Origin of the sequence: Leptospira mtsangambouensis (assembly GCF_004770475.1) — a bacterium.
GTDB lineage: Bacteria > Spirochaetota > Leptospiria > Leptospirales > Leptospiraceae > Leptospira_A > Leptospira_A mtsangambouensis.
Window position 1 is genome coordinate 65,682 of record NZ_RQHK01000002.1, and the last position, 22,304, is coordinate 87,985.

The following is a 22,304-nucleotide window of genomic DNA, read 5'->3' on the forward strand; positions in this document are numbered from 1 at the left end:
CTAAAAATCGTCTTCTGTGCGAATAGTTGATTGTAGAATTTTTGCCAGTCGATTGGTTGCATCGTTGTAAGTCGATTTTTCCTCAATCCTTTGCCTTAAATAATCATCAATTTGTGATTTTTTATCAATCGCCATGTCCACTTTTTCGTCGGCTCCACGGACATAAGCATTGAGCAAAATGATATCTTCAGAATTTTTATATTTTGAGATGAGTTCACGAACAATGGAAGAACGCATGTAATGGTCTTCGTTCACAATCTTTTGCATAAGACGAGATAATGAAGCAGGAACATCAATGGCCGGATAATGACTTTGTTCTGCTAATTTACGTGTGAGTACAATATGTCCGTCAATAAATCCACGGACTTTATCTGCGACAATATCATCCATATCATCTTCTGCATCAGTCAAAACAGTATAAAAACCAGTAATAGAGCCGCCGTTATGCGATGTCCCCGCCCTTTCTACAAGTTTTGCCATTTTGGTAAATACGCTGGATGCATAACCTTTGGTCACAACAGGTTCTCCGATGGAAAGTTCTCTGAGTGCTTCCGCATAACGTGTGAGAGAGTCCATATACAAATTGACAGACATTCCTTTTTCACGAAAATATTCAGCGGCTGAACATGCTAAGTTAGCACAACTTACTTGTTCCATTTTAGAAGAATCTGAAGTTGCAACAAAAACAACGGATCTTGCGAGGGCTTCCTTTCCAAGTTCTACATGTAAGAACTCATTCACCTCTCGACCCCTTTCTCCAATCAACGCCACTACGTTTACATCTGCATTCGTATAACGAGCGATCATCCCTAGTAAACTCGATTTACCCACACCTGAACCGGAAAAAATTCCAATCCTTTGCCCACGGCCTACAGTGAGCATACCGTCAATGGCCCTGACTCCTGTTTCTAAAATTTCAGTGATGGGGGGACGATCCAATGGATTTAGGAATCTTGGTTCCGATGCTCTTTCTTCTTTAGTGATGAGGATTCCTTTGCTATCGATGGGTTTGCCAAGACCATTTAACACACGTCCTAAAAGTTCAGGACCAGCATTGAGAGTGATTTGCCTTCCAGATGAAAATACAAATGCATGAGGAAAAATTTCTTGCGTATCACCTAGCGGCATCAAGGTGTAAAGGTGGTCTTTAAATCCAACAAGGACGCAAGGGAGATATCCTTTGTCCGAACCACGTTCGACTTCTAAAATCTCACCAACCTTGGAATCGGGGGGACCTTGCGAATAAATGACATTGCCCACCACGGATACAACGACCCCACTTTTGCGAATGGGTTCAATTTTTTCGACGACATTCAGGTATTTCGAAATGGCATCGATATGTTCCGTAAATTTCTTTTCGATCATGGGGGCTTTTCACTCATCCAATCATGTGACATAATTAAATCAAGCGAATTGAGAAGGGGGAAAAGGTTTGGGCCAATTCGTCTTCTGATTTCAGAAAGGCACCAACCAAAGCTCCTTGGGGACTAGGAGCCTTGGGTTTTCATTTGGGCGAAGGAAGGGTCTAGATCCTTTCGGATCTAGCGACAGAGTTTGATTTGGTCGATATTGGAGATTTGGCGAGGTGTGGGTAATTTTTTGCCCAAGATGACATTTCCACCTTCGCCTAGGCTTGCTGATTCATAGGCCCACTTGCCAAAGTTTGTGGAAACTGTAAAACAGTCAGGGAAAGATTTGGTTTCTTCAATGGCAGATCCGGTCCAGAGAAGGATTCGGTCAGGGGTTCGGAGATAGAGTTTTTTTCCATCTTCTCCCCAACGAATTCCGTAGAGAGGGAGGGCGGTCCAGAAGTTGATAGGAAAACTTTGGATTTTTTTATCTGAGAGTTGGATGATGTTGAGTTCAAATTCGGAAAACTCACCTTCGTTTGTGGGACTTGCTGTCACAAGGGCCACCAAGTTGCCGTTAGGGGAAGGTGCCATTTGGAAAATGATTCGTTTTTCCGGAGAGGCAGGATAGGAAAAGGCACCACCAGTTTCTGGATAAAGCGATAGAGTTTGGTTTAAGGTTCCATACTCATCATCTTTTCCATATAACACAAATAAAGTGGAAGAGCCTGTGTGATAAAAAATTCCATCGCCTAGGGACCAAGAAGGTAAGTCCCATTCTTTTATGGTTTTCCCACCAGTAGCCGTGTTTTTTACCAATTTGATTTTACTTTTGTAATTTCGTTTGTCAGTGGTTCCGTTTAAAGGATTCCAAGAATCTTTCTCTTCGTATGTGACGGTGAGAACTAAGTTTGTGTTTGGATCGTTGCTAGGAGAGACTTCTTCTGCCAATTGTGCTTGGCGCCAGACCATTTGAGAACATCCAATTAGGGTTAGGGCTAAAACTGGGAGGAGGAACTTCATGACAAAAAAGATAAAGGGCAGAAATGGTCTGTAAACAAAAAAGGGGACCAAAGTCCCCTCTTAGTTAGAAAAATGCGGCGAAAGGTTTATTTTCCTTTTTTTGCTTTTGCTTTTTCTTTGTTTTTTTGGTCAATTTCTGCTCTGTGAGTGTCACAAAGTCTGTAAAGGATTCCTGTTACAGGGTTTTTACGCGTTACTTTGGTTCCACAAACGATGCAAAGACCTTGCGCTCTTCTTCTTTTGTAGAGTTGTTGTACTCTTTCTGCGCCTGAAGCTTTGTATTTAGAAATTTGAATTCTGAAACCCTTGAAAAGGTAATTTCCAATGGATTTTTCAGGATCTTTTTTCAAATCCTCTGCAATTTTGTCGATTTGTCCTGGGCCTACTTTTTGTGGTTCCATAGCTTTCTTTTTCCTTTAAATCTAGATTTTATCTTTTTTTTGACGAGGGAAATTCCCTTGCCCTAACAAGGGTATCTCTCTCCTCTCTGAAAAATTCAAGATATTTTTCTCATCGAATAACAATTTTTTGATGTTTTGCGGTGTTTTATTTTTCTAAAACGATTGATAGGCGATCGTTATTATTTTTTAAATTTGATTTGAATGGCTTTAGGAAAACTGGGGCAAGATTCAACACATAGCCCACAACCTGTACAAGATGATGATACAAAACTCGGCAAATTCCCTTTAAATTTGACTGTTTTTTCAATAGGACATGTAGTTAAACAAACATCACAAGTGGATTCACCAGTTTTTTCGTTAATACAATGTTCTGTGATGGCCTTCGCCTTACCGAAATTTGGTTTTTCACCGGACAAATTGTACGGCAGGAGAGCCTCCTCAGGACAAACACTAATACAGGGCCAGTCGGAACACATATGACAGGCTTTTGCATTGGGATCAAAATGAGGATAGGACTTTTCCGATTCTTGTACTGTAACAGGGAATAAGACGGCATAAGGACAGGCAAAAATACATTCATTACAACCAGTACAAAGGGAAAAAAAATCAAGAGATGCTCCTGGAGGCAGGGCAAGTGTCTGGAACATTTTTGTCTTTCGTTTCCGGACAGTTGTTGGTTTCGGTGTCGACTTTCGTTTGTCAGATAGTCTTTGGGAACTCTTAGAGGATTTTCCCTTGGGAGTTTTTTCATCCTCCCAAACTTCTTTGATGGCTTCGGTAATTTCGTCCGCTTTGGTGAAGGTAAACTGGAAAACAGATTTAAAACCTTCGCGGAAAAGATCCTTTCGTTTCATTTAATCAGAAACTCTTTCGATTTGAGCTCCCAATGAACGTAAACGGGTATCAATCGATTCAAAACCTCTATCAATTTGAACAATGTTATGAATTTCACTTTGTCCTTCTGCACAAAGGGCAGCAATGATCATTGCCATCCCAGCTCGGATATCAGGACTTGCCACTCTTTGGCCGTACAAACGATTGGCTCCAATCACAATGGCTCGGTGCGGATCACAGAGAATGATTTGTGCACCCATGGCGATGATATTGTCTACAAAGAAGAGTCTGGATTCAAAAAGTTTTTCGTGGATGAGGACAGTTCCCTTACATTGTGTGGCTGTGACAAGAGCCACCGAAGTCATGTCAGCTGGAAATCCAGGCCAAGGTGCATCATCAATTTTGGGTGTGGCACCGTGGTAATCAGGAATGATTTCCATTTTTTGATCGGAAGGAACAAGGATTCCGTTTTCTGTAGGCCTTACTTCTATTCCCAAACGAGAATAGACCATTCGGATCATTCGAATGTCTTCTAAATTAACATCAGTGATGTGGATTTCACCACCTGTTACAGCAGCAAGGCTGATAAAAGAACCAATTTCTAAATAGTCCGATCCAATCCTGTGTCGGAGTCCACCGGCAGGAGACTGGAGAGAACTTACACCTGTGATGGTTAGGTGGTTTGTCCCTACACCTTCAATTTTGGCACCAGCAGCAATTAAAAACCGACAAAGGCCTTGGACATGAGGTTCAGAAGCAGCATTACGAATCGTTGTTAGGCCCTCTGCGTAAACAGCAGCCATCACAGCATTTTCCGTAGCAGTGACAGATGCCTCATCCAGTAAGATGTCTTTTCCCACCAAACGATCAGCTGTGATCATATATCCATCTGGGAAAACTTCAATTTTGGCACCAAGTGCTTCTAAGGCAAGTAAGTGGGTGTCCATACGACGGCGCCCAATTTTGTCGCCCCCGGGTTTGGGAAGGAAAACTCTCCCTGTGCGAGCAAGGATTGGGCCCGCAAGAGTGACTGCACCTCGCAGTTGCGAACAAAGTTCATAGGGAAGGTCCGATTTCACTGGATTTTTTTTCTGAAAGAGGTATGATCCTTTTGAATCAAGGGCAGTGATTTCCACTCCAATTTGGCGGAGGACTTCCATGAGTTTCAGGACATCGGCAATTTCCGGTAAGTTGTCCAGAATGACATCTCCTTCCCAAAGGAGGAGGGCCCCCAGAAGCGGGAGTGCTTCGTTTTTATTTCCTTGGGGAACTACTGTCCCGTTGAGAGGATTTTTGCCGATAATTTTGAAGTAGGATGAACTCACCTTGCTTCCATTCGACACAATACGGATATGAGGAAAAGTAAATTATGAATTTTATAGCACAAGTCGTTTGGATTTTTCCCAAATTTGATACGATCTACCTCTTTTACATCTTTTTAATGGGTGTTGCCGCCTTTATTTACGTGAAGGTGATGAATTATTTGCAAAACAAACAAACCAGTGTTGTCAACCATTGGGTTGAGTTCCAACGATATGCCGTGGCAAGAAAATGCAACCAAGTGGAGTTGAACATCCTCCATGCATTTTATGATCACCTAAATGAAGATGAACGTGAGATTTATCTTCTGCCTGAAAACAGAAACAAATTAAAAAATGCACTCTATCGGTACTTTTTAAAATCCAATGCCAATACCACTGAGAAAGAAGTAGATCTTTTTGATAAATTATTCCGCTCAGGGGTTGAATTCAAAAAAGAAATTCTTTCCTTGAATGAACTAACAGTAGGGGAAGTGGCTGCATTAGAGGCTGATGGCAGAGAAGAACTTACCTATGTCATGCAAAAAACTACGGATGAACTCCTTCTTTCCATGAAGGGACTTTCTAAGGATTTGTTAGTCCCAGGTAAAGAAGCAAAACTTTATGTGTTTAGACCAAGTAGCGGTGGTTATCTGTTGGAAGGGAAGGTGATGCGAACCAATGAAAGTGGGATGATCTTTCATTTTAATGGAAAAATTGAAAGAAAGGGTGAGTCACATTTGATGTTAACAGACAGACTTTCCATCACTGTTGCCCCTTGGCCCCCACCTGATGAAAAAAAACAAGTTTTGGAATTGGATAAAAATAAACTTTTGTTAACAGAAGAAAATATTGATAAACAATTGGAAGTTTTGAAACGAATTGCCAAAGACCAAAAAGAACATAACGAAAAACGTTTCGATATAAAAGAAACACCTAGGCCTTTTATCACTCTTTCGGAAAGACTTTCTGATCGAGGGATTTTGTTTACGTTTCCTGTAGAAATTTCACCAGAAATTTGGAAACAACAAGATCTTTGGGAAGTGAGTTTTGGTTTTGATAACGGACCAATGTTTCATATCCGAGCAAAGATGATGCCCACCAAACAAAAGTCTGATTTGTATCTTCTTCGTTATGTGGATGCTGATGAAACTGTGCGGAAAACTTTGTATGAAGAAATCCGCAAACGAGGTGGTATCAGAGAAGTATTGTCTTAAGAACTATAACCTTTCGGGAAAGGCACCTTTTGATGGTGTCTTTGATCCCTTGGGTAATAAAATCAAATCCACTTTTGGAATTTCTTTTCCAGAAGTGAGTTTTTCGCCAAATGCTTCCCAAGATCCTTGGGTTAAGGAAAAAGAAAGTAAATATTGTAAATTTGGATGTTCCGGTAATTTGATAAACGGAGTTCCCCCATGTAAGATGATAAATCGTTTGTTAGGGTATTTTTTTGCTAAGGTAACAATCGATAGAATTTCGTTTTCGGAAGTCGAATCAAATAGATAAGTAGTGATGGATTTATCTTTTATTTGGGTCTGGAAGGTTTTGAAAGCAACTGTGTTTATTTTTTTTGATTTGAGAGTTTCTTTCAAACGATTGTTTTTTACAAACGATAAAGTTTCTGTTGGTATGATTCCAGAAGTTTGGACAGATTTTGGGTAAGCACGAATGGAGTCTTCGTTGATTTCTTTTACAAAATTTTTGGATTCGTTTAACTTTGTATATCGTTTGTTTCTTTCCTCGTTCCAGTGGGTGAGGAATTCTTTTTGTTTTGGGTTGTCATCGTAGACAGTAGGTAAGATGGAATTTTCATCATAAAGACCAAGTTCTAATTTTTTGCGGATTTGTTTTTGGACCGCATCTTTTAGTTTATCTTGTTCCTTTCCTTCTTTGTCTACATATCGAAACTCACCGTTTTTGTAGGCATCGGTTAATTGGGCTTTGAACCTTCTTGCTGTTTCTCCCCAACTTGTTAAGAGGACAATATTGGCTCCGGCAAGGATAGTAAGGACTCCAGGTCTGTCTTTTTCGTAATTTTTGGAAATAGCGTGCATCTCCATTGCATCGGTGATGATGATTCCATCAAAGTTTAGTTTTTTTCGCAGAACATCTGTTAAAATAGTTTTGGAAAGAGTTGCCGGAAACTTTGGATCAATTTTGGGATACACAATATGTGCAGACATTACTGCTTCTGCTCCCCCTTCGATGGAACGTTTGAAAGGAACTAGTTCCAATGATTCAAGCTCCGCTAAACTTTTGTTAATGATGGGTAGGCCCAAGTGGCTATCAACAGTGGTATCACCATGACCAGGGAAGTGTTTGATGACTGGCAAACATCCACCAGCTCGTGCTCCTCTTTCATATGCAACAGCAACATCAGATACTCGTTTGGAATCAGAACCAAACGAACGTGTGTTGATTACAGGGTTTAGTGGATTGTTATTGATATCGAGAACAGGTGCAAAAAGAAAATTAAGCCCGAGGTTACGAAGTTCATAGGAAGTGACAAAACCAACCACTTCACCCCATTCCGTACTTCCTGTTTGGCCAACTGCCATGGCACCTGGATATGGTGTGATTCCATCTTGGACACGGAAAACTCGGCCTCCTTCTTGGTCTGTAGAAATAAAAAAAGGAGGAAGGCCTTGGTCTTTGGCTGCGATTTGTAATCCACGAGTGAGAGAGAGGATTTCTTCTTTTTTGCCTAAATTCTTTCCGAAGAGAATGATCCCACCAGGTTTGGTTGCCGCAATTTCTTCCAAAGCCACAGCATCCACTGTCTTTTGTGGGATGGCGATGTGAATGGTTTGGCCCACAAGTTCTTCTTCAGACATTGCTTCGGTGATGGCCCAGGCCTTTGTGTCCAACCAAGTTTTTCGTTCATTGGCAGCAAGTTCGGTTAAATAAAATCCAAAACAATAAGAGGAGCCAAAAAATCCAAAAAGGAGAAAGAGGGAAAAGGATGTGCGAAGTAGAACTTGGTTCATAAGCTATGATGGTACGATCTACGGATGGCTTTTCCGAGACAACCAAGAAAAATTTCCACTTTGGATCAGAATCTAACGTCTGAGTTTTTGTGGATGACTTTTATAAAAACCTAACACCCAGTTCTAATTTTAAAAATTTATTTGATGGTGTGATGCCAACTAAAGTTCCTGATGATTGGTTTATACTCATTACCGATATTGTTGGATCCACAAAAGCAATTGAAGAAGGTCGGTACAAAGATGTCAACACTGCGGGTGGACTTACCGCCATAGCTGTTGCCAATGTGTATGGACATATGGATTTTCCATTTGTGTTTGGTGGGGATGGAGTCACTTTTTTACTCCCTATCAATTTATTGTTTCCGATTCGTTCCGCCATTGCTGATACCATTTCGCAAGTGCGGTCTGCGTTTGGTTTAGAAATGCGTGCAGGCATTGTTCCCGTCCAAGAGTTGTACCGCGCTGGAACAGAATTATTCCTAAGTAAGTTTAGAGCCTCTGCTCACTATGTCCAATGTTCACTTTTTGGTGATGCATTGCCACTTGCGGAAACATGGATCAAAGAAGGGAAAGATGAATCTTATTTAGTTCGTGAAAATGAAAAAATTTTGCCTGCAGATTTTACAGGATTTACTTGTCGTTGGCAAGACGTTCCAAGTGAGAGAGGCGAGATAGTTTCTCTCATTGTAAAACCCATCCACAAAGATTTTGGAGTTTGTAAAAAAACGGTCACTCGTGTTCTTAATTTCATTCGTTCTGAATATGGAGAAGAGGGTGATTACCATCCCTTACGTGTGAACAACATTGAACTTGCTTCGGGTTCTTATTTACGGAATGAAGCACTGGCTCGTGTGGGTACATCCAGTGGTTTCCGATACTATTTAACATTAATGAAAATTTGGATCGAAAGAACGGTGATGGCTTTTGCTATGCGGTTTGGAATCCCTTTAAAGTCAGGTCACTACTCACTGGACAAACTAAAAGATTACCAAGTTCTTTCTGCAGACTTTCGTAAGTATGATGGCACTCTCAAGATGGTGATTGACGGATCTCACGAACATAGGGAAGCTCTTGTATCTTTTTTGAACCAATTGGAAACAGAAGGTCTTATCCGTTATGGAATCTTTGTTTCCAATCGGTCGCTTATGACCTGTGTATTAAAAGTTGCCTCTTCCGAAGAAGTTCATTTTGTAGATGGCGCTGATGGCGGTTTTGCTATGGCCGCCAAGATGCTGAAAGAAAAGTTAAAGGTGGTGTAGGAGAATGTCTTTATTGTTCAACGCAGATTAGTTTTTTTGATCCAGTGCAAATTGCTTCCTGACTTGTAATACTATTTGCAGAACTCATGGTCCAAGATTGACCGTATAAGAAACTAGCCGGAGTAGATGGACAATTTTGGAAGTTAAACCCGTGGCAGTTATGTCGATAAGTTAATCCATCTCCGGGACAAGCTGGTGTACTAGCTTGTGTGGCGGGTGAGAGAGTGTTTGTCATCCCTGTCCAATACTGATCTCCAATGGTGGAAAATTCTCTAGGTAGATTCGTAGGATCAAATCCAGCCGAACCATCTGCAACAAATAAAGAAGAATGTTCGTCGCTACAGTTCGCATAACCAGAAGTATTACAACGGTAATAATGATATCCTGAAGTTAATACCCAATTGATTCCATTGGGGACCCGTTTGTTTTGGACAGTTGTATCTGCTCCACTATCGCTTACAATTAAAGCTTTGAAAGTTCCGCCCGTCACACCACTTGGCCTATTATTATTGCATGTTTTGTCAGCAGCAAACACTCCTTCGGCGGTCATTTCTCCAGGAGTGTTTATGACACTAGCATATATTCTTTTGCCCAATGGTTCATCGTCTCTATTGGTGATGGTTTGGTTGGATAAAGTAGCCGAACCACTGGAATACACTGCATCTGTATTTGCATTTTTTGTAAGGTTGACTGTATAGTCTTGGGGTCCATCAGCAAAGTTATCATCGGCACCAAGAATGGTAACAGTTTGTTTTCTTGCAGAATTGGCACAATTAGCATTACTTGCATCGGCATCATCCACCCGACTTCCTGCGGGAAAGGTAAGTGTTGCAGTAGAAAGAGTTCCACATTCTCCGAATGCAGCAGTTCCAGCCGCGAAAGTTGCACAAGCCACACTGACGGTAATGGTTTCCGTATTTTGTGCTCCCAAACATACATGGATTGTTGCTGTATCAGCTGGGGCAGAAGAATTTTCTTTTGTTGAACCCAATTTACTGACATAGAAATACGCTTCATTGTCTGTGGTTTTGGCATAAATATCAATGGGATTGTATGCGACTGCTCCTGTGGACAAAGCGGTAGTCACGTCCCAGTTAACTGTATCATCAACCTCATTGTCATCAACATGAGTCAGAAGGACGCGGTTCGTTCCACCTAACTCCATAAAGTTATAGTTGGTGCTACTCACTGTAACAGACGCAGGAACTGTGCCTTCGCTTGTATCTGTACTTGTGAGGCCAATGGTGACATCTGCCCCTGGATTCGATTGGGCAATCATCCATATATGTGAAGTCCCTCCTTCAGTAGCAGTGAGCCGGTCACTAGAGCCTGATGTAGCCAAAGGAGAGCCTGAGAAATTACATGGTTGTAATAAATGAGTTCCATCATTATCACAGGAACGAACTGTAAAAGTAGGTTCCGTAACTGTTGTGTTATAGGTAGCATCCGCAGAAGATGCAACGAAGGAAATTGTATAATTCGCGTTACCAGAGTTTGCTGAATCAGATTTACCTTCTACTTGGAAAGTTTGGTAACTATTCCAGTTCGAAGCTGTGAAAGTTAACGTTGGTGTTAAAATATTACATTTATTCCCACAATTCGAGGAAAAGGTGAGAGTAACATTATTTGTTGGTTTGGTTCGTAATTTTAACTGAAAGTTGGAATACTTAGTTCCCAATTGATTGCTTTCATCGGTAGCAAAACGATCGATAGCACCACCAGCAGTTCCGGTGCTACCTGTAGTGGCATCATACCTCACATATGCATAACCGGGAACACTTTGATCACGATTGTAAACGACCACATTTCTTGGTTTGATGTCATTGTACTCGGAGTCTGAACTAGAAGTTCTTCCAACTTCAACCGTATAAACTTTGACTCCATCAATTTCTAAATCATCTACTGCATCCACTCTTACCAATTGCGGTGTGGCAAAGTTAGCGGTAGTGAATGTTAAAGTTTTTGGGCTGGCACTTCCTTCTCGGTTATTTACATTCACTGCATCATAAGTATCATTAATCGACATGGTTACATTTGCAGTCGGAGCAGTGCGTAATCTAATTTGAAAAGTTCCATAAGTCTCAGACGCTGATGGACTTGGTTCTTCCATCACTCGCGAAATATTGGAAACTCTAACCCCTGGTCCATCCGCATCATCCAGTGATACAGAAATATCACAGGCATCTTTTCCGGAATACGTTCCGGAAGTTTCATTTCCACTTCCATCTTTTTGTATCATTGTTCCCAATGTTACCTTCATGGGGTCTACAACAGGATTCCGAAGTGAATCATGGGTAGCGGTAAATTTAAAACATTGTCTCTCTGACACTCCATTTGCGGTAAACGTAAGTTTGGTTGGGATAACAACTTCCGCTCCTGGGAATGATTTAACAGAAGCAACTCTTGAACCATAGTTTGACGTAACTGAAACAGGAATCTCCAAAGACCCGCTAAATGGAGAGTTAGGATAGATACAAGTTTCGAAAATGCTATATCCCCATTGTTGAGCTCCACCCAATGTCAGCCCTGAATCGTTAGATGCATTGAAGGTCGCCGTTGTATCTCCGTCTTCTTCCAAATACACTGCTTTTGTTGTAATTGTCACGTCTGACGAACAAGCTACAGTTGATTCGTTCCCAAGCAACCGATCAAACTTTTCACTAAATCCAAAAAGGAAAGTATCTCCCGCAGTAACCTGTCCACTGCAACTTTGGAATAGGAAGAATGAGAGAAATAGAATTAAAATTGAGGATTTTATCTTTTGGTAAAAGTTCATAATCATTTCCAGGTTCCAGCGTCTTTAGCTTGTCCAATTGTTTTCACCAATCAGATCGGAGCAACGAAAATCCAATTTGAAATTTATTTTGAGTCGGTCTCCATATGTGCGTTAGTTGGTGGTGAAAAAACAAGCAGTTTGTAGTGGAATCTGAGGGGAGATTCTAGTGTGAACTCCTAATGTATGTGTCAACTTTATGGTAGAATGATTTTCCTTTTTATTTCTAAATCTGTTAATTTTAGCTGAACTAATTTTCATTTGATTTTCCCAGTCACTTCTCAAGATAAGGACTGTTGGCTTTTATGCGTAAAAGAATATACTTATCAATCATAATACATTCCACCTTCCTTTTGTTATTTGTTATCAATTGCAATAGTATTGTAAAACAAGAATGGAAGGATTCAGTTGCTTTTCAAAAATTCTGCGGATGTGTCACTCCTAAAGAAGAGAAAGCCGGCGACTATTTGGGAAGTTTACCAGTAGGTTCTTTGGATAAACTGGGAACTTCGGAATATTTGGAGAAATTGTATAAAGGTCTTCGCAGTGATTTTGAACACTCTGGAACTCCATTTGAAGAAGTTGGAGGAAGTCTTGTTGGAAAAGGGGTCGAACTCAAACGCATTGAAGATGATGAAAAAAGGTTACGAGAACTTTTAATTGTGATCGATGGGGACGTAGCTTTCCCATCTGGAAAATCAACTCTCACTCCAAAAGCAAAAGAACTCATCGCTAAAGTTGGGGACGCTATGGAAGCATACCCTGAAACCAATTGTCGAATTGGTGGACACACGGATAGTGTGGGTGCATTCTCAATGAACCTTAAGTTAAGTAAGGAACGTTCTCAATCCGTAAAACTTGAATTAAAACTCATTCACAGAATTGTTGAAGAACGTTTTAAGGAAGTGGATGGTTTCGCTGATTTACAAAAAATAGTCGATACAATGCTTGCGGAAAAGAAAAACCGTAGAACAGAGGTTTACGTAGGGACGGTTCGCATTGTTTATTAATTTCTGGAATCGTTTTTTTACATCCTTACACTCTCTCTTATTTTTGATTTTCCTTTTGGGAATATTATTCCCTTTGTTTGCAGAAGAAACTTCTAAAGAAGTGAACTCAACTGAAACAAAAAAAGAAGGAGGAGAGGTTGGAAACAAAACTTCTATTCCCTTGGAAGATAGAGAAGATAACAAAACTAGTATGGATGTCTTCAACCAAGTGTATGAACATAGGTTGATGTTTCGTGGTGGTTGGGGGATTGGAAAATTATCACCCGCCATTTTAAATGAAACAGGACCTGCTTGGTTTCAAAACTCTCTCTTTCGACAAATCACAGAACCAGGGGCTCCACTTTCGATTCCTTATAAACCAGCCAAAGAGTTGGGAGTGAATTCTCAATTTTGGGACATTCGGTACGGTTATAAAAACAAATTTGAAGTGCAGTTTGCAGAAGATACTTCGCTTGGTGTTTACAGTCGTGACCTGCCTGCATCCAATAACTTCTTTTCTCCAAGGACCGATACTTATTGGGCCAGTACCTTCGAAGGGAATCGTTTGCTACGATTTGAAGGTGTAAGCCAACACTTACGATTTTCTTATACACATCCTTTTTCTAAAATTTTTATGATTGGGCCTTCCATCAATTTCCATCGTTATACGGAACGAAATAATATATCCTATGGTTCGTATTCGACAAGTCGGCCTGAAGCATCCGTTCCCAATAAAGCCACTTGGTCCATCGGTGGGGATGCCAATGCAGAATATTCAATGAAAGGAGTTTTACCTGGAATTTTTGCTAAATTTAAACTCCGTGATTGGTGGGAACTTCGGGCTCGTCTGGAGTTGTTAGATCGAAAAGGCAACTTTTCTGTGTTAGGTTCTCAAATCATCCAAGAAGTATTTTCTGACGGAAGTTCCAATTTAAATGCCGTGGTTCCTGCTTATGGTGGGAAGGTCAGAGACAAGGGAACTATTTTCAATTTAGAATCTTCCTTTCAATATTGTCGTTTTACTTTGGACATAGGAATGATCCGCCAAGATGTCAAACGAACCTATGATAGTTATTTAGGGGATACAATTGGGAACGTTCCAAGAAGTGATTATTCCGCAAGAAGTGTATACATTGGGTTTGCCGAAATGTCCAATTCGATCAAACATACTGTGACGGAGTTTTATATTATGCCCGGTGTCTCATTTTTCTACGACGCAGATAAAATTTACTAACAATATCCTTTTTCTCTGCACTCTGTGGTCCTGCTTTTCCAAATCCATTCGTGGGAGAGAAAATCACTCACTCTAAAAATGTTTGATTTTTCTTTCCATACAAACAATCTAATGGATGATGCGGTATTTTTTATTGATTAGTTTTTTTCTAACGATTGCTTGCGGAAATTCTTCTGACAATTCCAATCCCAACAAACAGGAATCGACAAGGTCCAACGACACAAAACGAATTATCTACTTTGGTGATTCACTCACTGCAGGGTATGGACTTCTTGATTTTGAAGACGCTTGGCCACATATCCTTACCAAAAGAATCAAAGCAGAAGGTTATTCCTACCAAATGACAAATGCTGGTGTTTCGGGGGACACAACCAGTGGAGGCCTAGGGAGATTGGAATGGGTTTTGGCAGAAAAACCAACGGTTTTTGTATTAGAACTAGGTGCCAATGATATGTTACGAGGGATTAGTCCTAACGTAACAAAAGAAAATTTACGTGCAATGATTCGACAAGTTAAATCCCAATATCCTTCCACCAAAATATTGTTAGTTGGAATGTATGCCACTCCCAATATGGGAAAAAAATACGCTAAAGAGTTTAATTCCATTTATCCGGATTTATCTAAGGAAGAAGATGTTCCTTTGGTTCCGTTTATTTTGGAAAAAGTAGCCTCCATTCGCAAACTCAACCAAAAGGATGGGATCCATCCGACGGAAGTTGGACACAAACTAGTCTCTGATACGGTTTATCCTTATCTTAAACCACTACTCGTAAAATAATTTGATTGGAGTCAAATAATGACTAGTCCCTTTCCTATCCCAAGTTTTGCAGAACGTTGTAAGTCATCCGCAAAACAATCATTTGGTGCTTCTTTCTCTCATCCTTTTGTTCGTGCTCTTGCTGATGGATCTCTAAATCCCAAAATCTTTCGTTTTTATCAAATCCAAGATGCCAAATATTTAGAATCTTTTTCAGATGCCTGCGCCATTTTATCCACCAGGGTCACAGATCCAGATGATAAACTTTGGCTGATTGATGCGGCCAAGATGGCCCTTGTGGTGGAAAGCCAACTGCACATGGGTTATGGAAAAACTTTGGGTTATGATGCCAAAACCATTGCGGAAACTGAGCCAACGCCAAATAATTTAGCCTACCAAAACCATATGATTGCCTCCGTTGTCAAAGGGTCGGTGGTGGAAGGATTTGCGGCCATAGCTCCTTGTCCTTGGCTTTATATTGACCTTGGCCAACACTTACTCAAAGAAAAAGGAAAGATTCCAGAAGATCATCCTTATGCTTCTTGGCTTCTGATGTATTCCGATCCCGGGTTCAATGAATATATGACAGGTCTTTTGAGTCGATTGCAAAAGTATGCAGACCTTGCCGATGAGGATTCCAAAAAAAGGGCAGTGCTTGCCTTCCAACAAAGTTGTAATTATGAGTGGATGTTTTGGGAGCAGGCTTGGACGGAACAAAACTGGCCATCTCGTTAAATAACGGTTAGTCGGTCGTCTTTAGGTCCCTAAAAGTTTAGTTTAGAGGTGGGAGAATTCCCTATGACCTCCAATTTTCCTTTGCAATTTTCGACTTTTTTCCTTGCCGATTTGCTAAGATTCCAAATGATGGTTTCACAAACCTTCTGCGGGAATAGCTCAGCGGTAGAGCATCTCCTTGCCAAGGAGAGGGTCGCGGGTTCAAGTCCCGTTTCCCGCTAATGAAGGTACGCTTCTTTTTCTTTCCACTACACTCTCTTTATTTACACTGGATATAATACGATGGAATTTACGGCAAAAAAAAATAACAACGCAACCTGTGACTTAAGCATTCAATTTAGCGCTGAAGAAGTCCGAACTGCCTACTCTAAGGCATACAAAAATGCATCTGAAAAAGTAAAAATCCCCGGTTTTCGCCCCGGAAAAGCACCTCTCAATATGGTCGAAAAAGTTCTTGGGGATTCCGTAATGGATGATGCTGCCAACATTATGCTCAACCAAGCAATGGCAGATTTGTTTGATAAATTGGAACACAAACCAATTCGCCTGCCACAATTCCAAATGGAAACATTTGATAAAAATACTGGTGCCAAAGCCAAAGCCACTTACGACACCAAACCAGAAGTCACCTTACCAAAGTTAAAGAAGATCAAAATCCAACCCAAAGAAATTAAAATTTCTGATGCGGACATACAAAAAGAATTGGAAGGAATCCAAAAAAACATGGCTCGTAACTCTTTGAAAGAAGAGGGCGAACCAGTGGAATCCGCTGACCTTCTAGAGATCAATTACAAGTTTAAAGAAACCGACAAAGAATACCCAGAACAAGGCCAAGTCGGAAAATTCCAAATGGGAGCTCCTCAAAACCCTCCTGGTTTTGAAACGAACCTACTTGGAATGAAACTAAACGAAACAAAAGAGTTTTCATTCACATATCCGGACTCTTACCCACAGTCTCCCGAGTCTGCTGGAAAAACCATTGTGTATACTGTGACTGTCTCTGCGATTTACAAAGTAACATATCCAGAAATCAATGATGAATTTGCATCCGAAGTGGATGGTTCTGCCAACTTACAAGAGTTAAAAGAAAAAACAAAAAAACAACTCGTTGAAATTTTTGGTAACGCACTCACAAAACGTGCCACTGATGATGCTTATAACGAAATCATCAAAGAATCTAAATTCATCATTCCTGAATCTTTAATTTACGAAGAAACAGAAACTGTTTTCCAAAACTTTATGCGTGAATTTGGCCTTCCTGTATCTTCGCTTGCTGACTACGCAAAACGATTGAACAAGGAAGAAAAAGAGGTTCGTGAATCTTTCTCAAAAGCAGCAGAAAAACGCATCCAAACCTATATTTTGAAGCAGAAAATCGCGGAAGACCACAAAATCCAGATTTCTGACGAAGAATTAGAAGCGGGATACGAAAAAGAAGCGGTTACACAAGGAATTCCTGCCGAAACCCTTAAAAAAGAAGTCCAAAAACAGAAGGCGGAAACCTACTACCGTGACAAATTCCTGTTTGATAAAATCGACGAGTTTGTATACGCTGAGGTAGAAAAGAAGTCGCCTAAGACTATTTCAACGGAAGAAGCTGAGAAAATTCTTAGCGGGAAAGAAGAGTAAACTATGTCTACACTTATGCCTTATGTCATCGAACAAACAAGCCGTGGCGAACGCCAATACGATATTTTTTCACGGCTTTTGAAAGACCGGATCATTTTTCTTGGATCTGCCATCGACGAAACCTATGCCAATGTGATTTCGGCACAGCTTTTGTTTTTGGAGGCTGAGAACCCTGACCGCGATATATATCTCTATATCAATAGCCCTGGTGGGTATGTGAGTTCCGGACTTGCAATTTACGATACCATGCAACTCATCAAACCTGAGGTAAGAACCCTTTGTATTGGACAGGCTTCCTCTATGGCAGCACTTCTCCTTGCAGGTGGGGCCAAAGGAAAACGTTCCGCACTTCCCAATTCTAGAATTATGTTACACCAACCTTATGGTGGAGCAGGCGGACAAGCTTCCGATATCGAAATCTCTGCCAAAGAAATCATCAAGATCAAGGACAAACTCATCGATCTTTATGGAAGACATACAGGAAAATCTTCTGACCAAGTCCGAAAAGACACAGAGAGAAATTTCTTTATGAGCGCCGACGAAGCCAAAGAATACGGCATCATCGACAACGTCATCCAAGAACGCAAACAGATGCCACAAGCTTAAAAGAGGGGCTCACATCATGACCAAACGTCCAAGCCAAACGGGTAATTCCAGAGAAAAATTACATTGTTCTTTCTGCGGAAAGGCCCAAGACGAAGTAAGAAGGCTTGTCGCTGGTCCTGGTGTTTATATCTGTGATGAGTGCATTTCATTGTGTAATGAAATCATCGCAGAAGAACCGCAAGGTGGTGAAAAAACTGCCATTGTCGGTGACATTCCGAAACCAACCGAAATCAAAAAAATCTTAGACCAGTATGTGATTGGCCAAGAACAAGCCAAAAAAGCTTTGTCAGTTGCCGTTTACAATCACTACAAAAGAATCTTTCATAACGAACGTAAGGCGGGAGATGTGGAATTGGAAAAATCCAATATCATGCTCATTGGACCTACTGGTTCGGGAAAAACTCTTCTTGCCCAAACTCTGGCTCGTATTTTAAAAGTTCCATTTGCTATTGTTGATGCAACGGCTCTTACAGAAGCAGGTTATGTGGGAGAGGATGTAGAAAACATCATCCTCAAACTCATTCAAAATGCAGACAACGATGTCAAACGTGCTGAGATGGGAATCATCTACATTGACGAAATTGATAAAATTTCTCGTAAGTCTGATTCTGCTTCCATCACTCGTGATGTGAGTGGAGAGGGTGTACAACAAGCTCTACTCAAAATCATTGAAGGAACTGTTGCCAATGTGCCACCACAAGGTGGGCGCAAACACCCACACCAGGAATACATTCCAGTTGAAACCAAAAACATCCTCTTTATTTGTGGGGGAGCATTTGTGGGTCTTAGTGACATCATCAAACAACGAGTTGGTGTAAAATCCATTGGTTTTCATTCCAATGAAATCGTAAACGATAAGGGTCGTAAAATTGAAGAAGGGGAATCGGTGGTGCACCATGTGATTCCAGATGACCTCATGAAGTTTGGTCTGATCCCAGAATTTATTGGAAGACTTCCAATCATTGCCACTCTGGATGAACTCACCATTGAAAGTCTCAAATCCATTTTTACAGAACCAAAAAATTCTCTTCTCAAACAATACCAAAAGATGTTTGATATTGAGAATGTAAAACTTAAGTTCACAGAATCTGCGATAGAGGCCATTGCCCAAACGGCCATCAAACGAGAAAGTGGTGCTCGCGGACTTCGTGCCATCGTAGAAGAGATCATGATGGAGCTTATGTTTCAAATTCCTTCTAGGAAAGATGTATTGGAAGTGGTTGTGACTGATGAAACCGTTCTAAAAAAAGAAGCTCCGATTACCATCCTCAAAGGTGATATCGAAAAAATCGCTTAAAGTTCCAAAAACAAACTCTGGATTCGAAATCTAAAATTTTGGATCTTGAGAAATGATAAAAAACCTATCTTACGGATAGGTTTTTCTTTTTTAGGAGTAACCTATGATGCCTGTGACTGCTTCTGATCCAATAAAACCCTCGCAGCAACGTTATTTCGATCCAATCAAAACCGCAAACATTCTTTCCTCTTCGCCATCTAAGAAACGAATCCATATTTTGATTTTGGTCTTCTGTATTGCCGGATTTTCTTTTTTCCATTGCCAACTAGAGAAAATTTCCGAACCCCCTTCGGTAATTTCTCTTCCACCTGAATCCAATCAGCCCTTACCTTCTTCCGAAAGGTTAGAGTGGCAAAAAATCAAAGAAACCGTTTGGATCCACCGCAGTTTTGGAGAGTTCCAGGGTCAGGTCTTTTCGGCCAATGGCCTTGTGGTTCTCTCAAACAAAGGAGTCGTAGTCATTGATACTCCTTGGACGGAATCACAAACAGAAGAACTATTTTCTGAGATCCAAACCAAGTTCCAAAAAGAAATTTTGTTTTTAATTGTGACTCATGCACATGACGACCGTATGGCGGGGGTTCCTCTCTTCCAAAAACGAAACATTCCGGTTTATAGCACTTCCTTAACAGCGAAACTAGCAAAAGAAAGAGGATTTGGAAAAACAAATCCTATCCTTGACATCCAAACAAGGTTTGCTCTGGGAAATGAATCAATAGAAGTTTTTTTTCCAGGCCATGGGCATTCAGCTGACAATATTGTGGTATGGCTTGCCCATACACATATCCTCTTTGGGGGTTGTTTGGTGAAGGCTTTGGATGCAGAAAACTTGGGGAATGTAAAAGAAGCGGATTTAAACGAATGGCCAAATTCTGTGAAAAGGGTTCTTTCTCGTTATCCAGATGCAGAAGTTGTGGTTCCCGGTCATGGCGACTGGGGGAAGTTGGATTTACTTCGCCATACGATTCGTTTACTTGTTTCGCCGAACCACTAAGATAGAAAGTTTCTCCATTGGGTTTGTAAGATTTCTTTCAGCTCCTAAAGCGCTCATCTTTTTGGCAATGGCCAGTAACATCTGTCTGGAAGAACTTGGTTTTAAATCCAAAAGATAATCCACAAACTCTTCCATAATTTCAAAGGAAGTGAGCCCAAACTGTGTGAGGGTTCTGTCACTTGCCCAAACCAAATAATCTCCAATTTCAATCCCATCCGCAATGGAAAGCGGATGTTTGTGATTGGGATACCAATGGTCATCTCCACTTCCTTCAATCACTTGGATTCCGTGGTCAGAGAATTGAAAGATAGGCATGTCCATATAATGTAAAAAAGACATTTTATCTTCTCTGTTTGGAATCACAAAAGCTGAGATTTTTAATTTTAAAAAAGTAAACTGGTGGAGTGCCATTTTTAGTTTTTCCAAAATTTCTTCTGTCGAAAAAATTCCATCTCCAAAAGAGGAGATGATTCCATGAATGAAAACTTTTTCAGAGGATTCAAGAATCCCTGGTTCCAAATGGCCTGCAAGGATTCCAAAAATTCCATCTTTTGCTCTGACAATCCGAATGTAGTCTGCACCCGCATAACGCATGACAGATGGGAATACGGAGACATCAAAACCGTGAATTTTTGGAATCTGAATGTCAGGGATTTGTTTGTTCACGGAAGCGGCTTGGTTGGTTTTCCAATCAAACTTGTTTTCGAATTGTTCTTCCCCTAAACTTTCATCTCCTTGGAGGAGTGTGAAACGAACCGATTTATATATTTTATATTCTTCAGTGTCTTTTTTTAAATTACGAATGTCTTTGGGCAGTTCGTCATCTTGGATGTGGGCAATTAAATGTAAAATGTACTGATATAAAAATCCCAGGAAATAATAAGTTAAAAAACCAATGGACAGAGAGAAAACAAAAGAAGAATAAACCCCAACCAAATTAAAGTTAAGTGCATTTTCTCCTTTGGGATTTTGCCAATGGGTAAATGTAAATTCTGCAAATAAAAAATGAATGATAAAAAATAGAAAACTGATGATCCCTAAGAGTACAGGAAGTTTAACTCGAAAACTCATTTGCGATCTGTTGTTTCCAATACTTTCATAATGATGGCTGAAAGAAAGAATAGAAAACTAAGAGGAACCAGTAACATTAACATAGAAAAAACATCGGGGCCTGGAGATAAAACGGCAGACACAACCGCAATGATTAGGACTGCCTCTCTCCATCTAGAAATCAAAAACCTAGAAGAAAGGAAACCAATCCTACCGAGTAGGATGAGGACGATGGGCAATTGAAAGGAAGCACCAAACACTAGGTGCAAATTAAAAAACAAATCGTAGTATTCGTCAATCGGTAAATAAGGATCCACTCCATCCGGTCTGAGTACCACTAGGAAAACCCGAAGGAAGTTTTCAAAGACAGTAAACCAACAAAGGGCAAGTCCCGACCAAAAGAGTAAGGTGGAAAAAAGGATGATGAACTTTCCCCATTTTTCAGTCCTTGGGTCCACGGCAGGTGCGATGAATCCCCAAAGGATGTACAAGAGAAATGGCAAAGAAACAAGAACTGATAAAATAAACGAGGTTTTGAGATAAATCAGAAACGGAGCCATCAGCTGGATCTGAAAAAAATGGGCATCGGGGCCGAGAACTGATTTATAAGGTTGGATGAGAAAGGTATGGATCTCACTTCCAAAATACAAGGTTCCTACCATAAAGGCAGAGACCACTAAAATGGAATAAATGAGTCTTTGGCGGAGTTCTTCTAAATGATCCCCCAGGGACATGTATTTTTCCCTGGTTTCGGAATCCTCCGGCGGTAGCAGTGCAGTTCTTTTTTTCCCAGCCAAGATTTCGTCTTATGCTTTTTTCTTTTTTCCGGATTTGGAAGCGCCTGTGGAGGCTGACTTTGGTTCTTCTTGTGGAAAACTAGTTTGAGATGGCTCGTCTTCCTGGCCTGTTAAGGATTTCCGAAATTCTTTGATTCCAGAACCCAAATCTTTGGCAAGGCTAGGGAGTCGTTTTCCGCCAAAAAAAAGTAACGCTAAGAAAACAATGAGTGCAATCTCCCATGGTCCCAAATTAAAAAAAGCAATAGGTGCTTGAAAAGAAAACGGATTGGATGGCATATTTCCCTCTTAA

At 40.6% G+C, this 22,304-nt stretch carries 20 protein-coding genes and 1 tRNA gene; 11 read left to right on the forward strand and 10 right to left on the reverse strand.

The features are described 5' to 3' along the window. The 5 genes from EHR01_RS00270 to murA form a co-directional block, all read right to left on the reverse strand. Nucleotides 1-1,365: a FliI/YscN family ATPase gene (locus EHR01_RS00270; RefSeq protein ID WP_135692483.1), complete on the reverse strand. Its 1,365-nt coding sequence runs from the start codon at nt 1,363-1,365 to the stop codon at nt 1-3. A gap of 176 nt (nt 1,366-1,541) precedes the next feature. After that, a complete protein-coding gene (locus EHR01_RS00275) occupies nt 1,542-2,321 on the reverse strand; it encodes a hypothetical protein (RefSeq protein WP_135692484.1) in 780 nt (259 codons plus the stop codon). A gap of 137 nt (nt 2,322-2,458) precedes the next feature. Then, on the reverse strand, nt 2,459-2,773 hold the full coding sequence (locus tag EHR01_RS00280; protein WP_002973161.1) for an LIC10235 family protein: 315 nt from the start codon (nt 2,771-2,773) through the stop codon (nt 2,459-2,461). A gap of 179 nt (nt 2,774-2,952) precedes the next feature. Then, nucleotides 2,953-3,627: a 4Fe-4S dicluster domain-containing protein gene (locus tag EHR01_RS00285; protein WP_135692485.1), complete on the reverse strand. Its 675-nt coding sequence runs from the start codon at nt 3,625-3,627 to the stop codon at nt 2,953-2,955. Further along, nucleotides 3,628-4,932 (reverse strand): UDP-N-acetylglucosamine 1-carboxyvinyltransferase, encoded by a 1,305-nt coding sequence (murA, locus tag EHR01_RS00290; RefSeq protein ID WP_135692486.1) that lies wholly within the window; start codon nt 4,930-4,932, stop codon nt 3,628-3,630. Between the two features lie 44 nt (nt 4,933-4,976). Here murA and EHR01_RS00295 point away from each other — a divergent pair, with 44 nt between their 5' ends. Beyond that, the gene (locus tag EHR01_RS00295; RefSeq protein ID WP_135692487.1) at nt 4,977-6,122 is read left to right on the forward strand and encodes a hypothetical protein; all 1,146 of its coding nucleotides are present in this window, start codon (nt 4,977-4,979) and stop codon (nt 6,120-6,122) included. A gap of 3 nt (nt 6,123-6,125) precedes the next feature. Here EHR01_RS00295 and EHR01_RS00300 read toward each other — a convergent pair whose 3' ends face one another. Continuing rightward, nucleotides 6,126-7,892, reverse strand: coding sequence for a glycoside hydrolase family 3 protein (locus tag EHR01_RS00300; RefSeq protein ID WP_135692488.1), 1,767 nt, complete (start codon nt 7,890-7,892; stop codon nt 6,126-6,128). Nucleotides 7,893-7,981: 89 nt separating this feature from the next. Here EHR01_RS00300 and EHR01_RS00305 point away from each other — a divergent pair, with 89 nt between their 5' ends. Further along, nucleotides 7,982-9,151, forward strand: a complete 1,170-nt coding sequence (locus EHR01_RS00305) for a DUF3095 domain-containing protein (protein WP_135692489.1) — start codon at nt 7,982-7,984, stop codon at nt 9,149-9,151. 10 nt (nt 9,152-9,161) lie between these two features. Here the strand turns inward: EHR01_RS00305 and EHR01_RS00310 are convergent, their stop codons facing one another. After that, on the reverse strand, nt 9,162-11,927 hold the full coding sequence (locus EHR01_RS00310) for a hypothetical protein (RefSeq protein ID WP_135692490.1): 2,766 nt from the start codon (nt 11,925-11,927) through the stop codon (nt 9,162-9,164). A 302-nt stretch (nt 11,928-12,229) separates the two neighbouring features. Here EHR01_RS00310 and EHR01_RS00315 point away from each other — a divergent pair, with 302 nt between their 5' ends. The 9 genes from EHR01_RS00315 to bla all read left to right on the forward strand — a co-directional run bounded on the left by EHR01_RS00315 (nt 12,230) and on the right by bla (nt 20,165). Then, entirely contained in the window at nt 12,230-12,934 is a 705-nt protein-coding gene (locus EHR01_RS00315; RefSeq protein ID WP_135692491.1) for an OmpA family protein, read from the forward strand. Next, entirely contained in the window at nt 12,924-14,147 is a 1,224-nt protein-coding gene (locus EHR01_RS00320) for a hypothetical protein (protein ID WP_425269967.1), read from the forward strand. The genes EHR01_RS00315 and EHR01_RS00320 overlap by 11 nt, the downstream gene beginning before the upstream one ends. Before the next feature lie 115 nt (nt 14,148-14,262). After that, a complete protein-coding gene (locus tag EHR01_RS00325; RefSeq protein ID WP_135692492.1) occupies nt 14,263-14,925 on the forward strand; it encodes an arylesterase in 663 nt (220 codons plus the stop codon). Between the two features lie 18 nt (nt 14,926-14,943). Beyond that, nucleotides 14,944-15,639: a TenA family protein gene (locus EHR01_RS00330; protein WP_135692493.1), complete on the forward strand. Its 696-nt coding sequence runs from the start codon at nt 14,944-14,946 to the stop codon at nt 15,637-15,639. Between the two features lie 148 nt (nt 15,640-15,787). Further along, nucleotides 15,788-15,859, forward strand: a tRNA-Gly gene (locus EHR01_RS00335). Between the two features lie 62 nt (nt 15,860-15,921). Further along, nucleotides 15,922-17,268 carry a trigger factor gene (gene tig, locus EHR01_RS00340; RefSeq protein WP_135692495.1) on the forward strand — a complete coding sequence of 449 codons (1,347 nt, stop codon included), beginning with the start codon at nt 15,922-15,924 and terminating at the stop codon, nt 17,266-17,268. Between the two features lie 3 nt (nt 17,269-17,271). Further along, nucleotides 17,272-17,874 carry an ATP-dependent Clp endopeptidase proteolytic subunit ClpP gene (gene clpP, locus EHR01_RS00345; protein WP_100791427.1) on the forward strand — a complete coding sequence of 201 codons (603 nt, stop codon included), beginning with the start codon at nt 17,272-17,274 and terminating at the stop codon, nt 17,872-17,874. Nucleotides 17,875-17,890: 16 nt separating this feature from the next. Continuing rightward, the gene (gene clpX, locus EHR01_RS00350) at nt 17,891-19,171 is read left to right on the forward strand and encodes an ATP-dependent Clp protease ATP-binding subunit ClpX (protein ID WP_135692497.1); all 1,281 of its coding nucleotides are present in this window, start codon (nt 17,891-17,893) and stop codon (nt 19,169-19,171) included. A 103-nt stretch (nt 19,172-19,274) separates the two neighbouring features. Further along, on the forward strand, nt 19,275-20,165 hold the full coding sequence (gene bla / locus EHR01_RS00355) for a subclass B1 metallo-beta-lactamase (RefSeq protein WP_244309927.1): 891 nt from the start codon (nt 19,275-19,277) through the stop codon (nt 20,163-20,165). Here bla and rktP read toward each other — a convergent pair. The 3 genes from rktP to EHR01_RS00370 are packed head-to-tail and all read right to left on the reverse strand — an operon-like array spanning nt 20,142 to nt 22,291. Next, entirely contained in the window at nt 20,142-21,236 is a 1,095-nt protein-coding gene (gene rktP, locus EHR01_RS00360) for an Arg-Lys translocation region protein phosphatase RktP (protein WP_135692499.1), read from the reverse strand. The two genes, bla and rktP, sit on opposite strands and share 24 nt — an antisense overlap. Continuing rightward, nucleotides 21,233-22,012: a twin-arginine translocase subunit TatC gene (gene tatC, locus EHR01_RS00365; RefSeq protein ID WP_208721716.1), complete on the reverse strand. Its 780-nt coding sequence runs from the start codon at nt 22,010-22,012 to the stop codon at nt 21,233-21,235. Before tatC ends, rktP begins: the two co-directional genes overlap by 4 nt. Before the next feature lie 9 nt (nt 22,013-22,021). Beyond that, entirely contained in the window at nt 22,022-22,291 is a 270-nt protein-coding gene (locus EHR01_RS00370) for a Sec-independent protein translocase subunit TatA/TatB (protein WP_004787433.1), read from the reverse strand. Between the last annotated feature and the right edge of the window lie 13 nt (nt 22,292-22,304).

Coding starts and splice junctions, on each gene's coding strand:
- EHR01_RS00275 (WP_135692484.1), bottom strand. CDS start 2,321: ATGGTCTGGCGCCAAGCACAATTGGCAGAAGAAGTCTCTCCTAGCAAC.
- clpX (WP_135692497.1), top strand. CDS start 17,891: ATGACCAAACGTCCAAGCCAAACGGGTAATTCCAGAGAAAAATTACAT.
- EHR01_RS00370 (WP_004787433.1), bottom strand. CDS start 22,291: ATGCCATCCAATCCGTTTTCTTTTCAAGCACCTATTGCTTTTTTTAAT.
- EHR01_RS00280 (WP_002973161.1), bottom strand. CDS start 2,773: ATGGAACCACAAAAAGTAGGCCCAGGACAAATCGACAAAATTGCAGAG.
- EHR01_RS00285 (WP_135692485.1), bottom strand. CDS start 3,627: ATGAAACGAAAGGATCTTTTCCGCGAAGGTTTTAAATCTGTTTTCCAG.
- rktP (WP_135692499.1), bottom strand. CDS start 21,236: ATGAGTTTTCGAGTTAAACTTCCTGTACTCTTAGGGATCATCAGTTTT.
- clpP (WP_100791427.1), top strand. CDS start 17,272: ATGTCTACACTTATGCCTTATGTCATCGAACAAACAAGCCGTGGCGAA.
- EHR01_RS00325 (WP_135692492.1), top strand. CDS start 14,263: ATGATGCGGTATTTTTTATTGATTAGTTTTTTTCTAACGATTGCTTGC.
- tig (WP_135692495.1), top strand. CDS start 15,922: ATGGAATTTACGGCAAAAAAAAATAACAACGCAACCTGTGACTTAAGC.
- EHR01_RS00295 (WP_135692487.1), top strand. CDS start 4,977: ATGAATTTTATAGCACAAGTCGTTTGGATTTTTCCCAAATTTGATACG.
- EHR01_RS00300 (WP_135692488.1), bottom strand. CDS start 7,892: ATGAACCAAGTTCTACTTCGCACATCCTTTTCCCTCTTTCTCCTTTTT.
- EHR01_RS00315 (WP_135692491.1), top strand. CDS start 12,230: ATGCGTAAAAGAATATACTTATCAATCATAATACATTCCACCTTCCTT.
- EHR01_RS00270 (WP_135692483.1), bottom strand. CDS start 1,365: ATGATCGAAAAGAAATTTACGGAACATATCGATGCCATTTCGAAATAC.
- EHR01_RS00330 (WP_135692493.1), top strand. CDS start 14,944: ATGACTAGTCCCTTTCCTATCCCAAGTTTTGCAGAACGTTGTAAGTCA.
- bla (WP_244309927.1), top strand. CDS start 19,275: ATGATGCCTGTGACTGCTTCTGATCCAATAAAACCCTCGCAGCAACGT.
- EHR01_RS00310 (WP_135692490.1), bottom strand. CDS start 11,927: ATGAACTTTTACCAAAAGATAAAATCCTCAATTTTAATTCTATTTCTC.